At 49.8% G+C, this 15499-nt stretch carries 11 protein-coding genes; 1 reads left to right on the top strand and 10 read right to left on the bottom strand.

The window, feature by feature from the left end:
* Positions 1–9: 9 nt before the first annotated feature.
* From BUB59_RS05835 to BUB59_RS05880, 10 genes are all read right to left on the bottom strand, one after another.
* Complete coding sequence (locus BUB59_RS05835; protein WP_073226896.1) at positions 10–762, bottom strand: hypothetical protein; 753 nt, start codon at positions 760–762, stop codon at positions 10–12.
* Positions 763–769: 7 nt separating this feature from the next.
* Positions 770–2692, bottom strand: coding sequence for a tetratricopeptide repeat protein (locus BUB59_RS05840; protein ID WP_073226899.1), 1923 nt, complete (start codon positions 2690–2692; stop codon positions 770–772).
* 1 nt (position 2693) lies between these two features.
* Positions 2694–3455, bottom strand: a complete 762-nt coding sequence (locus BUB59_RS05845) for a PASTA domain-containing protein (protein ID WP_073226902.1) — start codon at positions 3453–3455, stop codon at positions 2694–2696.
* Between the two features lie 18 nt (positions 3456–3473).
* The gene (locus tag BUB59_RS05850; RefSeq protein ID WP_073226905.1) at positions 3474–4184 is read right to left on the bottom strand and encodes a Crp/Fnr family transcriptional regulator; all 711 of its coding nucleotides are present in this window, start codon (positions 4182–4184) and stop codon (positions 3474–3476) included.
* A gap of 22 nt (positions 4185–4206) precedes the next feature.
* Positions 4207–5490, bottom strand: coding sequence for an adenylosuccinate synthase (locus tag BUB59_RS05855; RefSeq protein WP_073226908.1), 1284 nt, complete (start codon positions 5488–5490; stop codon positions 4207–4209).
* Between the two features lie 92 nt (positions 5491–5582).
* Positions 5583–8306: a TIGR02171 family lipoprotein gene (locus BUB59_RS05860; RefSeq protein WP_073226911.1), complete on the bottom strand. Its 2724-nt coding sequence runs from the start codon at positions 8304–8306 to the stop codon at positions 5583–5585.
* Between the two features lie 64 nt (positions 8307–8370).
* Positions 8371–9354 (bottom strand): AAA family ATPase, encoded by a 984-nt coding sequence (locus BUB59_RS05865; RefSeq protein WP_073226914.1) that lies wholly within the window; start codon positions 9352–9354, stop codon positions 8371–8373.
* A 144-nt stretch (positions 9355–9498) separates the two neighbouring features.
* Positions 9499–10407, bottom strand: coding sequence for a BatD family protein (locus BUB59_RS05870; RefSeq protein ID WP_073226917.1), 909 nt, complete (start codon positions 10405–10407; stop codon positions 9499–9501).
* A gap of 65 nt (positions 10408–10472) precedes the next feature.
* Complete coding sequence (locus BUB59_RS05875; RefSeq protein WP_073226920.1) at positions 10473–11876, bottom strand: glycosyl hydrolase family 8; 1404 nt, start codon at positions 11874–11876, stop codon at positions 10473–10475.
* A gap of 161 nt (positions 11877–12037) precedes the next feature.
* On the bottom strand, positions 12038–12907 hold the full coding sequence (locus tag BUB59_RS05880; RefSeq protein WP_073226922.1) for a T9SS type A sorting domain-containing protein: 870 nt from the start codon (positions 12905–12907) through the stop codon (positions 12038–12040).
* A 345-nt stretch (positions 12908–13252) separates the two neighbouring features.
* Between BUB59_RS05880 and BUB59_RS05885 the strand changes: the two genes are divergently transcribed.
* Positions 13253–15442 carry a cellulase family glycosylhydrolase gene (locus BUB59_RS05885; RefSeq protein WP_083540193.1) on the top strand — a complete coding sequence of 730 codons (2190 nt, stop codon included), beginning with the start codon at positions 13253–13255 and terminating at the stop codon, positions 15440–15442.
* The last annotated feature ends 57 nt before the right edge of the window (positions 15443–15499 follow it).

Here is a 15499-nt window from a genome sequence, read left to right on the forward strand (position 1 = left end):
AGGAAGGCGCTACAGCCCGATCTGGGTAAAACTGCGGGGAACGTTCAATCGCCAGGTGCCCATGCTAAAGGACTTGTTGTGAGAGACCTTTTTCATTCTGATTTTCAGGAAAGTTGCACCCTCTTTTTCAAAAACAATCTGGCTGGGCAATGTTTTTCCCTCAAATTCCTTATAGTCCAGGAACTTCAGGATCTCCAATTTTCCATCACGTCCCATACGGCAAAGCCACGCAATTTCTTCCCCACGCTTCCCGAAGGCGAAGAACTTTCCCGTAGATTCCTGGGCGTAGGTTCCATTCTGGAGGCTGTCAGGCAGTTCCAATCCACCATCCACCACCTCGTACTTTTCCGGAAGGAGCTGTCCATTAAAGAGCCCTGCCACCTGGTGGATATGGACCAGCGGGATACTTTCATCCATCAGGAGGCCAACCATATAGCCGTTTCCCTTGGCGTAAAGCTTTTCCGTGGGGAAAGTCATGGTCCATCCCTCTTCCGTCCAGAGGAGAGAGGCAACCCCTATGCCCAAAGGACCCGTAAGTTCCATACGGTAGCGTTTGCCAGGCACAGAGAACAGCACCGCATCCAGTTCCTGCATATTGCCATCCGGTCCTTTCAGAGTCAAAAGGAACTTTGCCCGCAGGCTATCCTGGGGAACTTCCACTACATCTTTCTGTTGGGGGACATCTACAGCAGGCTTGGCACCGCCATGGCAGCCCACCAGCAGTGCACAGCAAAAAGCCGCTAGCAAAAGCAAGCGCAACATCTACCGCCTACTTTTTCTTTTTCAGAAACCGCAGGGCTTCCGGATGGTTCGGCTTAATTTTCAGGAGTTTCTTGTAGGACTGAGTCGCTTCAGCCTTCTTTCCCAAAGCTTCGTAAATAGCGCCCATATGTTCCCAGTAAACACGGTCCTTCTGCAGTTCCGGATCCTTCAGCTGGGACATCAATTCAAGAGCTTCCGCAAACTTGCCCATTCGATAAAGCCCCCATGCCTTGGAATCCATGATAGCCTCGTCCTTCGGGTCCAATTCCAAAGCCTTCGTAACAAGCTCCATGCCCTTCTGCACTTCGGCTTCATTTCGGTTCAGGTCAATGAGGGAATAACCATAATAGTTCAGGGCAGCGACCAGTTCATTACCCTGGAGATTGCCATCCTTCAGCAAGCCTTCCAGCAAGGAGAATGCCTCGTCATAACGCTTCAACCGTTCCAGGTTTGAGGCATAGCGATAAAGAGCATTCTGATAACCCGGCGCACGTTTCAGCACGTATTCGAAATACTGATTGGCGCGCACTCGATTACTTTCAGCCTTCGCCACATGGGTATCATCAAAAGGACCTTCGTGTTCAAGATCCTGAGCTTCTTCGCAAAGGGTCTTTGCATACCAGAAACGAACATCCACCTTCTTCATTTCGGCAGTTCGTACCATCTTCGCCAGGGAAACGGAATCCACCACTTCTTCCATAGGCTTCCAGTTATCCCAGAATACAATCAAGGAATCGAACTTGGCATAAGCTTTCTTGTACTGCTTATCGATAGAATAGGTCAAGGCGAGAATGTTCAAGTCTGCACCACCGGAAACAGAATCCATGGCTTCTGCGTAGCGAACCGCCTCTCCATACTTCTTCTCGTTGATGGCAATGCTGATCAAGCTCTGATAGGCGCCAATAACGTAGCTCTTGGGATCCCCCACCTGCGTAAGCCCCATTTGCAGATGGACCTTGGCGCTATCCACATTTCCATTCATATGTTCATAATGACCCAGGAAATTGGAAACCTTGGGAGTATGAATTCCGTCTTCGTAATACTTCTTCTTCAGGAGAGAATAGGCCACAGAATCCGATGAATTCTGGGCGTGGTACTGAGCCAAGCTCAGAACCATATTGTCGTCATATTCCGTGGAGCCCGTAATGGTATCCACAATTGCATTCACTTCAGTCAGTCGCTTCTGGAACATCAGCATTTCCACCAGCTGGGAAAGCTGTCTTTTATCTCCAGTAGTCTCGTGAGCCTTGTAGAACAAATCAATAATTGCAGAATCCTTCTGCATTTCCACCAGCAGGTTCACCTGTCTCTGGAAAAGGGATGGCAGGTAATTCACATGAGGCAGCAAGAGATCGTAAACACGGACCAGTTCCTTATGGTCCTTGATGGCTTCCAGGAAAAGGCTGTAGTCATAAAGCAGGCCCGTATCCTGATTGCGTGCGGAATCCAGCGCTGCAGTAAAATACTTGCGGCAAGAATCCACCAGACCCTCGCGCACATACAGGCGGGCAAGCAAGCCCAGCTGTGCAGAGGTAATCTTACCCTTCTGATCGTTAGACCACTTAGCCTGAATGAAAGCCAGGGAATCCTGTCCCTCGGCCATCAACTTTTCAGCAAGCTTAAAGCCAAGATAACGGTTGTAGGGATCAAACTCAGCAGCACGCTGCCAGAACTCGGCAGACATGGCCTTGTCCCCACGAAGATCCGCTTCCTGGGCGTGAATAAAGGCTTCGTGGGCAGCGTCAATATTGCTCGGGAGTTTAGGAACTTCGGGTTGCACGGTCTTGCCATGGTTTGCAACAGCCACCGCAATAGCCGCGGAATCCGCAGAAGTGAGAGCTACGCCATTCTTTGCAGGTGCCGAACTACAGGCGTTCAAAAAAAACGCCGTGAGGATCAAGCACACGTAAAGAAAGCGAACCTTCGACATTCTAATCCACAACTACGAAATTAACCTTATAGCCAGGATTCAAATAGTCACCGGACTTGGGAGAAGATTCAAGAATAGTTCCGGGGCGAAGACCTTCAGAATCCTTCTTGCGGGTCACCTTGCCCAAATTCAAGCCTAGGCTTTCCAGCTGGGCATAAATATCATCCAGCTGCTGTCCCGTAAAATCGGGAAGAAGAACCTTACCTGTGGTTGCACCTGCAGAAATCACCACCTTCACCGTATCGCCAATGCGAACCTTTTCACCCGCCATGGGAACAGTACGAATCACCACACCGCGAGGAATAGAGGCGTGGGCGCCCTTGATGGTTTCACCCTGGACAAGTCCAGCACGGCTCAGAGAAATGCTTGCCTGCTTCTGGCTCTTGCCGCGAAGATCGGGAATTTCCACTTCGCGGAGGCCCATGCTCTTGGTCAGGCGAACCGTACGGCCCAGCTTTGCAGTGCGGCCAGCAACGGGCATCTGCACCAGAACCTTACCTGCGGGAATAGTAGAACTGTAACGGCCTTCTTCCAGCCATTCAAACTTAAAACCAGCTTCTGTCAGTGCGCTTTCAGCGGCAGCCTGATCCATCCCTTCCAGGTTGGGAACTGCACCCGTACTTGCAAATGCCCCCGAGAAAGCAGGCATGATAATGTTATCAACAGCAAAAACCAGAACGATTACGGAAACCACCCAAATCAACAGGGCCTTGGAAACCGCAGCGTTGCGGACTTTGTTCAAAATCGACTTTAATTTATCCATAAAACGTTCACCTAGGGATTAACCCTTGGCAGCCTTTTCCTGCAGAGCGTTTTCGTCGAAAATGACGATATCCTTACCCGTCATGGCAATGGCGCCAGCCTTCACCAGCATGGAGCAAATACGGCTCACGGTTTCGCGAGTAGTACCGGACATGTCAGCCAGCTGCTGCTGGGTAGGACGGTTGTGGATCACGGTCACCATCGTGCCGTTATCCGTATGGATACGAACGCCACGTTCTTCCATCAAGTTCAGGAGGGTGCCAGCCACACGACCGCTAACGGACATGGTGGACAGAGAACCGATCTGCTTGTTGGCCTTACGCAGACGCTTGCTAATTTCGCTCAGGAGAGCCATGGAAATTTCTGGAGTCTGGCGAAGCAACTGGATGAAAGACTCACGATGAATAATCAACATCTGAGCGTCAGTCACCGTACGGACGGAAGCGGACCTGGGTTCGCCGTCAATCAGGGACATTTCACCAAAGAAGTCGCCACGTTCCAGGAAAGAGAGGATGGTCTCGCGACCATCCACGCCAGTCATATAGACCTGGACAGAACCGGAGGCAATCAGGTAGAGAGCCTGCATAGAGCTATCACCTTCAAGCACCACCGTTTCATCACGGTTGAAGTTCTGGACAACAACCAGGTTAGCCAGCATAGCCAGCTGTTCCTCGTTCAATTCAGAAAAGAGTTCAACACCCTTCAGCAAACCAACAACGTTATTATCCATGAGAACCTCTCTTACCGCTTAATTAGTCCATGTCAACGATGATGCTCTGATCGCGCTTAGCACCGATAGAGATCATACCAATCTTCACACCAACAAGTTCTGCCATGCGGTTCAGATACTTCATTGCATTTTCCGGAAGATCTTCGAGCTTGCGGCACTTGGTAGTATCGCACTTCCAGCCCGGCATTTCTTCGTAAACCGGCACGCAACGACCGACCTTGGACAGCTGGTTCGGGAAGACTTCGATCTTTTCGCCATCGCATTCGTAGTGAGTGCAGATCTTGATGGTGTCGAAAGTATCCAGAACGTCCAGCTTGGTAATAGCCAGGTGAGTCAGGCCGTTCACGATGGCAGCCTTGCGAACAACGGGAGCGTCGAACCAGCCGCAGCGACGATTACGACCGGTGGTTGCACCGTATTCGTTACCAATCTTACGGAGGGTTTCACCCATGTCGTCCAGAAGTTCAGTGGGGAACGGACCGTTACCAACGCGAGTGGTATAAGCCTTCACAACACCCACGACCTGGTCGATAGCGGTGGGGCCAATGCCTGCGCCGCAGCTTGCATAACCAGCAACAGTGTTGCTGGAGGTCACGTACGGATAAGTACCCTGGTCCACGTCAAGGATAGTACCCTGAGCGCCTTCGAACACCAGCTTCTTGCCTTCCTTAACAGCCTTGAACAGGAGAGCGCTAGTATCGCGAACGAAAGGCTTGATCTTCTGGCCCAGTTCCAGGTAATCCTTGATCACCACTTCCGGATCAATTTCGGGAACATCGTACATGACCTTGAATTCTTCGTTGTGAACCTTGGCCATGGCTTCAACGCGGGGGCGCAGTTCACGTTCGTCCATCAAGTCGCCAACGCGAACACCAATACGGTTCACCTTGTCGCTGTAGCAGGGGCCAATACCGCGGCCGGTAGTACCGATAGCAGCCTTACCAGCCTTCTTTTCCTTAGCCTTGTCCAGAGCAGAGTGGTACGGCAGCACCACCTGGGCATTGTCAGCGATGAACAGATGACCTTCGGGGTTGATTCCCTTAGTGTGGAGGTCAGCAATTTCTGCGAGAGTCTGAATCGGATCCAGCACAACGCCGTTACCGATAACGCAAATCTTGTCATCATGCATGATGCCAGACGGAATCAGGTGGAACACAAACTTCTTGTCACCTACTTCCACAGTGTGGCCAGCGTTAGCACCGCCCTGGAAACGCACAACAATATTTGCGTCCAGAGTCAAGAAGTCCACAACCTTGGCCTTACCTTCGTCACCCCACTGGGAGCCGATTACAACACGATTTGCCATATATCCTTCGTTTTGTTAGTGACCTACAAACAGGTCTATTAGTTAAACAGGAAATAAGCTACCCAGGGAGTCTCCCTGAGCCCTTTTTCGCCCTAAAGATAGTAAGATATGAGGGAATCAAGACGTCGAGTCAACTTGATAGCCCCCAATTTACTGAGATGGCCATCGTCAGAAGCCATTTCATCCCCATAATCATGGTCCCCGAACTTATTTTCATCCATCAGGGTAAAGTGAGGGTAAGCTTTCGCCAAGGAATCCAGGAAATCTACGGTCACCTTAGCCACGCTACGCTGGAGGCCGAAATGTCCATACCGTCCAGATTCCCTATACAAGGGAGATTGCGGATAAATTAACGCAATTATCTGTAATCCAGTTTCTTTCGTCCCCTCCACCACATCACGGATACTATCCAAGGATGCTATGCGAGACAGTTCACATTCGTCACAAAATACGGAATCCCAGGAACTGATAGTAGATCCCCAGCCCTCCGGCTCCATTTCCAGCAGCCCTCTGGTAGAAACCATCTCCACAGAGTCCTTTCTGGAATAAGGGCAGTATTCATCCACGATATCCACAAAACCCCGAGGGACGCTATCCCTCCAGAAATCATGATTAGCATCATACTGGAAGCCCACCGCCTGATCAAAAACCTTCTCGAATCTAAAATTCTTAGGACTCTGTAACAAATCTGGCGAAACCTCCAGCACCAGGTACTTCATATTCTTCATCTGAGGCAAAACATAATTTGCCAATATATGCAAGTTCTCCCAGAGTTCCCCGCCGGAACGGCCCATATTCAGCGCAGGCATAGACAGTTCCCTGGGATCAAGCCCCTTTTCCGTACGGGACGTTCCCAGCGCCACTAATTCCACCTCATCCTTCAAATCCCAGAACATGCGCATCTTTAAGCTAAAGAGCCTTACATTCTCGTCATAGTTTTCACCCAAGTAGATTCCAGCACTATCCACATCCAGCACGTCCCCATCATAGGCAACCCTAGGCTTCGCCCAGAAACAAGGGTGCCACACTTCCGTGCCGCTCACCAAATCCATGACACTGGAGTCCCGTAAATTCACAAGCGCTAGAGTTTTATGAACCCCGTTAAAATTGGTCAGGGATGCAACCGCCAAATCCTCCCGATTTGTCCATTCCGTATGATCGAAGGAGTATCCATCAGGAGCAGGAATCGAATGAATCATCTGACCGCTGGAATCCACCACAAGCAACCGATCGTGAACGCCATATTTTTCACCAGAGGCATCCTTACCGCCAAAGTCCAGGAACAATGTCTTTGACGCACCATCCTTCGAGAGAGAAACATTGCAGGCCTGTTTTTCGTCATACCAGACCTTATGTTCGCCCTCCACAAAAGCACGCAACAGTCTGGAACCCGACACGGCGAAAGAGCCCTCTCCGAATACGCCGCCATGATAGGCGCCACTTAATATTTTCTCGGGCTTTCCAAAAGTTCCGTTCTGGAAAGGCACCTTCCAGGTATTAGCCTTCAGGAACTCCGCTTCATCGGAATTGTCTCCGGCATTATCCACATAGATGATGGAGGTATCCTGATGTTCATCTACATACCAGCGGGGAATAGCTGCACTTTCCACATCCAACTTTACAAGCCTGCTTCCTTCAGCATCTAGATTTCTGACATAGACGGAGGACTTTCCACCAGTCCCCTCCGGAACCGTACAGAAAGCCACCTTAGAACCATCAGGCGAAATATCCGGATGATAAACCTGAATGGAATCACTTATCTCAACCACATTCAAGACGTTCTTTCGATAATCCAGAAAGCACAAGTTTCCACTCTCATGATTTCTAAAGGCAAGTACACTTCGATAAGTTCCCATCCATTTCTTAATCGATTCTACAGGCGCCTCAATAAAGAAAGTACTTTCCAGTCCATTTCCATCCCCCGCAGAGGAACAGGCATCAGGAATTGATCCAAAAGCCAGTCTAAATCCCAAATAGGATTCCGCAGATACCGGAGAGACAGAATAAGTACTCCCTCTACTGTAAAGAGTCATTCCCTCTGGAGAATTGGAGTAGTAGCCGCCCTTCACCACTTTTTCTTCAAGATCATTAGGCTGGGAAGCTCCTATATAATTCACGATGGTCGTATCCTTCAAGGGGCCCAACCAGTCGTTCACCCATTCCAGTACGTTTCCCGCCAAATCGCAAAAGCCAAACTCGTCCACCTCGGATGTACAGACCTGGTGCATTCTTCCATCAGAGTTAGATGCATTCCAGCCCCCTGCAGGATTCCATCCCTTGGAAGCCGCATAAACCCATTCCGCTTCCGTCGGTAAACGATAGCCCTCTACCTCATGATGAAAAACAAGTCCATCCAAATGAACACACCGGTTATTTCGGGAAAAGCTCTTTCCCACATAGGAATAAACCGTATCGTAGCCTTCCGCCTTACTGCGGGCATTGGCATAAAGAACCGCGTCATAGAAAGTCACATCCACAACAGGCAAGCTATCCGAATCGCAAGAAGAGGCAATTTCCCGACCTTCCCGTTTAGCCATTGCCGCATAATCTCCGCAAGTCACTTCTTGCACAGCCAGAGAATAACGGTAATCCAGCTTCACCGCCATCTGGGGCTTTTCATTAGGACGAGCATCCGAATCGTTACTTCCCAGCAGGGCGAACTCCCCAGCAGGATTCACGCGCAACATTCCCGCATGTACAGGGTCCGCCACCACAGAAAAACCCTCCTTCGTTTGAGAACTTCCCGAAGAAGAATCTGAACAGGCACCCAGCAGGAATACAACAGCTAGGGTAATGGGAAAAGCGAACCATTTCATACAGAAGGAATAATAAAAAAGTTCCCGTTTTTGACGGGAACCTCTTTCACCTAGAGAGAAAGCCTTACGGCACTTCCACAGAGTCCAGGATCTTCTGGACCACAGTTTCTGCGGAAACTTCTTCGGCTTCAGCTTCGTAACTCAGGATGATACGATGGCGGAGCACTTCCATAGCCACGGCCTTCACATCTTCCGGCGTGACATAGGCGCGGCCCTGAATGAAGGCATGAGCCTTGGATGCCTGGGCAAGACCGATGGAGGCTCGAGGAGATGCACCCACTTCAATGAAGCCCACCAGGTCAGAACGCTTGATGCTACCCGGATCGCGAGTAGCGAGAACCAGATTCACGATGTATTCGCGGACGCGTTCGTCCACATACACCTGCTTCACCAGTTCACGAGCCTTCAGGATATCTTCCTTGGTGGCAACAGCATTGGGCTGACGAAGGCCTGCGCCTGCAACAGCATCCAGGATGCGCATTTCGTCGGACTTGTTGGGATAAGAGACCTTCACCTTCAAAAGGAAACGGTCCACCTGGGCTTCGGGCAGCGGGTAGGTACCTTCCTGTTCAATGGGGTTCTGAGTTGCGAGAACCAGGAAAGGTTCATCCAGCTTAAAGGTTTCGTCACCGATGGTGATGTGGCGTTCCTGCATAGCTTCCAGGAGAGCACTCTGCACCTTGGAAGGAGCACGGTTAATTTCGTCTGCCAGCACCAAGTTGGTGAACAGCGGGCCCTTGCGGGTTTCAAACTTTGCTTCGCGGGCGTTATAGATGGTAGTACCCAGCAAGTCCGCCGGCAGCAAGTCCGGAGTGAACTGGATACGCTTAAAGTCCAGGGAGACTGCATCTGCAAAAGCCTTCACCGCGGTAGTCTTTGCAAGGCCCGGAAGACCTTCCAGAAGAACGTGACCATCGGCCAAAATACCGGTCAGAATGCTTTCCACCATGGCCTTCTGGCCAATGACGGTGTCTTCCACTTCACGCAGCAGATTCTGGCAGAAGGCGCTCTGCTGACGAATCTTTTCAGAAAGTTCCTGAATATCCATTTACTTTATTCCTCTAAAATTTTTTCACACTGAATTTAACAAATTCTCAAAAAGAAAACCAACAAAGCGCGAGATATGAGATATGAGATATGAGTTATGAGTTATGAATTATGAGATATGAGTTACGAGTTCATAATTCGTAATTCATAATTCTTCTTCAATTCCCATTAGCTTCATGGCCAGCTTCCAGGTTTCCTTATTCTCGAAACCGTCACGCTTACCGCCCCCATAGCGGGCATGGGCAAATTCTTCCAGCAAGGTAGCCCAGCCATCTGAATTTCCAAGTTTTTCCAGATCGCCATGCTTCTGCAAGGATTCAAGGTTTACCTTTTCGGCATCCAGCAACAGTTTTTCCGCCACATATTCCTTGCAGATTCCTTCCAGTTCCAGAATCCACTGCCTGCTATCCGCAGAATTGACGCGCTGCTTCAGGATGATCATCTTACCCTGCAGAGCGGTTTCGCTAGCCTTTTTCGCCGCCTGGGCCGCACGGCTTGCAGCCCTGCGTTTTACACGCCATAAACCAGCCAGAAGAACCACCGCGGCCACCGCCCCGCCTACAACAGCAGGCAACACGCTCACAGGCCCGTCCACACGGACCGGCACACTTTCCGTACGCAAGGTCAAGGGCTGCCCCATCTGGGTGGGAATTTCAAACTTCATTACAGGAATACTCAAGTTGCCCGTATCCTGAGCCACAATTTTGTAGTTGAAAGTGATCGAGGCAATTTCCTTACCATCCTTTACACTACGGGCGGATTCCTGACTGACGCCCACCTGCGTAAGCCCCTTTGCGGAGGCTGTACCCGTAGGAACCACCAGCAAGGCGCTACCCTGCACGCTCCAGCTTACGGTAACCGGATACTCGATGGTATCCCCCACCGTTACCGACAAGGGCATTACAGCCCCAGAAGCGTCCTTTACCCCTGCAGAAACAGCAATACCCAGCTGTTCGGGAGTGGGCATCTGGATTTCAGGAGCATTATCCTGGATAGCAACAGAATTACTGGCAGAATCAGCCGGCAGAGCAACAACAGAAGAATCGTTTTCCATGCCCCTGAATATACAAAAAAGCCCGATGCTTTTGGCACCAGGCTTTCTTGCAATTTTCGCCTTGATTAGAACGGCAGGTTAGCCGGCTTCACGAAGAGGCCATTCAGCAATTCGCCATACATGGTCATCAAGATATGGGGGAAGTAGCTGAAGCCTGTAATGGTTCTTGCGTTGAAGGCTGTAGTACAACCATCAAGCCATGCCTGATTGCCGGCCATACCCGTCAAGCACCATGCGCCATGCCAATGGGGAGAGAAGGTTGCCTGGGAACCATCAGCCATACCAGGAACAGCAGAATACATCACCTTGGCAGCTGCTTCCAGATTGGAAGCGTCAACACCAGCCTTTGCAGCAATGAATGCATTCAACGTATTCAGCACCTGAGCGGCGCGGGTATCCTGAGTCCAGTAGTAGTCCCATGCAATACGCCAAGGAATACGGACAGATTCCTGATGGAACATCCAGTATGTCTTATCGGCACTGTTGTTATTGGGGTTAATTGCAGCACCATTCTGATCAACCCAGTCAGGGAATACGCCAGTACCAGCAGTCTGAATGTTGATCATGAAGCTATACATGGTATCCAGCACCTTGGTCCAGTCATGAGACGGGTCGATCAGGGCGAAGAGTTTTAAGGCTACAGGAGAGAAGTAACTCAAGTTGTAAGCACTGGTTGCCTTTTTCCATGTGGGAGTATCGCCAGAATAAATCAGATAAGTGGGGCTAATTTCCTTATCCCACAGGTCCTTGATAATCAACAAGGCATCGGCCTTGTAGGCTTCGCTACCCGTTGCGTAATAGGTAAGAATCAAGGAGGTTGCAATATCCAAATCCGCATCCGTTGCAGAAGAGGTATTGGCTGCAGAACCCAAGGATTCGTAAGAATAGGTACCCGTTCTCCAGGGCATCAAGTTGGAGGTACCCAGATAAGCACGATAACCTCTATTGTATGTCCACAGAGAATTCAAGGTGGCATAGTCACCGGCAAAGTAGGAAAGAAGCATGCCATAGCCAACACCTTCAGAAACCGTACAACCACGTTTCTTGTAGCTATCCGTTGCACCTTCAATCACACAGTAAGAATCGTTACTGGTATCCCAGATTACTCGACCCGGCATTAAACCAGAGGCAATATAGGGAGCGAAAATAGCAGCCCAATCCATAGAGGCTGCAGCAGAAGGATACTTTGCCGCTTCTTCCTCGTAGGTCTTGAAATAGGTAGCCTTCCACAAATTATACCAAGTCATAGCCCCAGTAGCATTAGCAACAGTGGGCAAAATACCATAAGTTTTTGCTGTAGCAACAGGTGTTACAACCGGATTCGGATCGACCGCGGCAGCAGAAGATGCAGGAACAGGAACCGGAGTATCCGGAATGACGGGAGAAGTTGTTTCTTCGCTACTACAGGCGCTCAGTCCAAAAGCAATGCTCAACGGCAATGCGGCAGTAAGTAGTTTTTTCAAGATCATAAAAACCTCTAAACAATTTTTGCTTAAATATACTTTAGAAACGGCGTTTTATACCCGCTCGTAACCAAAAAAAAAGTCCACCATCCCTACATGTGATTTGGAATACGAAAAAAGGGTTGCGAACCCGCAACCCTTTTTTAAAGCTTTTTACCGAGGTAAAATTACTTCACCATGATGCGCTGAGAAAGGCCTTCTGCGCGAACCATGTAGACGCCAGCCTGAACCTTGGAGAGGTCCATGGAGGAAGCGTTAGCGGAAGCAACAACCTGACCCTGGAGGTTAACCAGTTCAGCCTTCACAACCTTACCGAAGGAAAGGGTACGGCCAGTGAGCTGAGCCTTGAGAGCACCTTCAGCAGCGGAAGCCTTGATAGACTTAGTAGCAGGACCGCAACCAGTGTTAGCGTCAGCAATGCAGGTCAGGAGGAAGTCTGCGGAAGCGGTGAACTTCAGCTTGATTGCAGCGATCTTGGTCAGTGCAACAGCCTGGTCAACCTTCACGCCCCAGCCGGATTCCTGCTTGAACTTTGCCCAAGCAACGGAAGTGGAGGTGTTGCCCTTAGCAACGGAAGCCTTGTAGTTGTTGTATTCAGTAGCAGTTGCTTCGTCTTCGATACCGAGTTCGATAGCGAAACCACCGGTAGAGTTATAGGTCAGAGCAACGCCACCCCAACCGGAAATGTCAGCACCTTCCTGGTTTTCGGAAACGATGTTGAAGCCGAAACCTGCGAAGGGGTATTCGTAAGCGGTACCGATCTGAACGTCAGCCTTGATACCACCGTATGCTTCGGCCAGAGGACCGTAGAAGTTACCATAGGTGTTAGCTTCAACGTCGGACGGGAAAACGATCTTGGAGTCGCCGTCGTTGTCCTTATCGGTATATTCGTACCAGTAACCAGCGGTTTCTTCATCAGAACCGGTAACTACCTTACCTTCAGTATCGGAACCATCCCAAGACATGGAGGTAGAGGTGAATGCAGATGCAGCAACAGCAGCAGCGGCAAGTGCAGCAAGAGTCAGTTTCTTATTCATAGTATCTCTCTCTTTTTTTTGTGAATCCCCCGAAAAGGGGGAAAAGGTTTGTTGCAAATATATCTTTTTTTTTTGAATAAGCAATAACCCCCCTCCTTTTTTTTTCGTATACAGCTGTCTCCATATGGCGAAAATCACATAAATCGGCACTTTATCCCCCAAAATCCGTTTTTTCCCCTTTTTTTGATGTAAACAACATCACTGTAAAAAAAAAGTTACCCCTTATTTTTTCCTATAAATCTAAAATTACCCTTGCTATTCGGTTGCTAACGTAAACAGTCCCCATATATATATTTACAATTGCGACCTCCATTTTTAATTATCTTTGTTAGAAAGGAGTCATTTATGACATTTTTCAGCAAATCTATGAAGGCCCTTGTCTTAGGCGGGTCTCTTCTTATGGGCACCACCCTTGCAAACGCAAGTGCTGCCACAGCAAAGCCCCTCCGCGTGGGTCCCGTGTCTAACTATGGCGTACTGGGAACTAGCGGCAATAAAGTCATCAGCCTTTCTACCAAAAAAGAAGTGATGCTTCGTGGTATGAGTTTGTTCTGGTCCGATGCAATCGGTCTTCAGTACTATAACAAGAACGTTGTCAAGTGGGCTGCACAGACCCTTAAGGCAGACGTTCTTCGCTACGCCATGGGCGTCAACTCCTACGACGAAGGCACTACTAAGACTCTGGACGAGAACTATTCCTATTTCGGCAATCCTGACAAGCAGATCGGCGTCATTGACCAGATGGTGGAAGCAGCCATCGAACAGGACATCTACCTGATTATCGACTGGCACAGCCATCGCGCAAATAACGAACAGGCCAAGGCTGTGGATTTCTTCAAGCAGATGGCCACCAAGTATAAGGATGTTCCCAACGTTATCTGGGAAGTATTTAACGAACCGACCAGTCAGAGCATGAGCACCATTGCTAGCTACGCTACTGCAGTCATTTCCGGCATCCGTGATGCAGGTTCCAAGAATTTGGCCCTCGTTGGTACTCCCAGCTGGTCTCAGATGGGTTCTTGCGGCGGTGTAAACCTGGACAACGTGGGTTACGTATTCCACTTCTACGCAGCAAGCCACTCTGTTGGCAGCTATAGCGGAAACATCGACCGTTGCCGTTCTCAGGGTAATGCAGTATTCATCACCGAATGGGGTACTGTTGGTTATTCTGGTTCCGGCAATCCCGACATTTCTGCATCTCAGGCTTGGGAATCCTACATGGAAACCAACAAGATTAGTAACTGTAACTGGAGCCTTCGTAACGAAACCACCACCATTGGCGAAACCAAGTCCGAAAGTTCCGCAATGTTCTCCGGCAGCGATTTCTTGAATACCGCAAGTAAGCTGGAAGGCGCAACGTATACAACATCCGGTAAACACGTCAAGGAATATATTTCCAGCCATGGAAGTTCCTGGGCAGACACCCTCCTTGCAAGCAACTCTGGCTCTTGCTCATTCAAGGCCGAAGTCACTCAGGCTGCAAAGACCGTCTCCAGCCTCTTTAAGTCCGGTTGTACCTATACCTCTAGCGCACCTACCGTCGTTGCAAACGATGGTACCATCGCTGGTTACGGTGTAGCAATTCTTACTGGCAATGACGGATCCAAGGCAATCGCAACCATCGTTGAAGAACCTGCTCAGACCATTACCGGCCTCGATGACATCACTTGCTTCATCGGCGGCACCTGCACCAAGAGTAAGCAGTTGAAGGACATGGATGGTGATGGCAAGCTGGAAATCATCATTACCGCTAAGGACGAAACCGACGAAGGCGCAGCATTTACCTTGACCTCCCTTACTCCGGAAATCATAAAGATTAAGAAGGCAACATGCACCAGCAAGTTCTGCTATGCCTTGCAGAACAAGCAGGCTAACATGTATGAACTCACCGGAGCACTTGGCGAAGCAAAGATTCTTGCAAAGGCTCCGGCTATTGCAGGTTACTCCGCCATGAACGACACCCTGACCTTCAGCTATATGAAGGGAGACGACAAGCTCCCTGGAACCGTCTTTAAGTCCACTACCGTGGCAAAGGGTGCAACTGTAGCAGACTTCTTCCCCGCAACAACCTACTATAGCAAGCAGGCTGTGACCTATACCTTCGACGGTCAGGCAACCTCTCCTTACCTGAGCAATGTTAACGGTAGCCTGGTGGCTGGTACTACAGACGCAATCGTCAAGATTACCGCTACTTCCCTGGGCAACGACGAACGTAACCCGCTGAACACCACTATTACCGTGATTGTGGGCGACAGTCTCGCTGCAGTCCAGAGCGGCAACGTTTCTATCCGCAATCAGAAGGTTGAATCCCTCAAGGCACAGTTCAGCAAGGGCGGCATCAATCTGAATGCACAGGCAAGCGGCTTCGCCACTGTTGAAATCTTCAACGCAATGGGCAAGGCAGTTCAGTCCATCCAGACAAACGTTAACGCAGGCTCCAACTGGATTCCGGTCTCCGGCCTCCGCGCTGGTCACTACGTAGTACGCCTCAGCCAGGATGCAAACGTTCAGCTCTATACCTTCGAAAAGAAGTAGTCCAAACTGAATGAATCACTTTAAAAAGTCCGCCGGCAACGGCGGACTTTTGTGTTT

The sequence above is a fragment of the Fibrobacter sp. UWEL genome, from assembly GCF_900142535.1.
GTDB lineage: Bacteria > Fibrobacterota > Fibrobacteria > Fibrobacterales > Fibrobacteraceae > Fibrobacter.

Bases quoted from the DNA above. Each gene is read 5' to 3' on its own strand.
- BUB59_RS05835 (WP_073226896.1), bottom strand. From the start codon at position 762: ATGTTGCGCTTGCTTTTGCTAGCGGCTTTTTGCTGTGCACTGCTGGTG.
- BUB59_RS05840 (WP_073226899.1), bottom strand. From the start codon at position 2,692: ATGTCGAAGGTTCGCTTTCTTTACGTGTGCTTGATCCTCACGGCGTTT.
- BUB59_RS05845 (WP_073226902.1), bottom strand. From the start codon at position 3,455: ATGGATAAATTAAAGTCGATTTTGAACAAAGTCCGCAACGCTGCGGTT.
- BUB59_RS05850 (WP_073226905.1), bottom strand. From the start codon at position 4,184: ATGGATAATAACGTTGTTGGTTTGCTGAAGGGTGTTGAACTCTTTTCT.
- BUB59_RS05855 (WP_073226908.1), bottom strand. From the start codon at position 5,490: ATGGCAAATCGTGTTGTAATCGGCTCCCAGTGGGGTGACGAAGGTAAG.
- BUB59_RS05860 (WP_073226911.1), bottom strand. From the start codon at position 8,306: ATGAAATGGTTCGCTTTTCCCATTACCCTAGCTGTTGTATTCCTGCTG.
- BUB59_RS05865 (WP_073226914.1), bottom strand. From the start codon at position 9,354: ATGGATATTCAGGAACTTTCTGAAAAGATTCGTCAGCAGAGCGCCTTC.
- BUB59_RS05870 (WP_073226917.1), bottom strand. From the start codon at position 10,407: ATGGAAAACGATTCTTCTGTTGTTGCTCTGCCGGCTGATTCTGCCAGT.
- BUB59_RS05875 (WP_073226920.1), bottom strand. From the start codon at position 11,876: ATGATCTTGAAAAAACTACTTACTGCCGCATTGCCGTTGAGCATTGCT.
- BUB59_RS05880 (WP_073226922.1), bottom strand. From the start codon at position 12,907: ATGAATAAGAAACTGACTCTTGCTGCACTTGCCGCTGCTGCTGTTGCT.
- BUB59_RS05885 (WP_083540193.1), top strand. From the start codon at position 13,253: ATGACATTTTTCAGCAAATCTATGAAGGCCCTTGTCTTAGGCGGGTCT.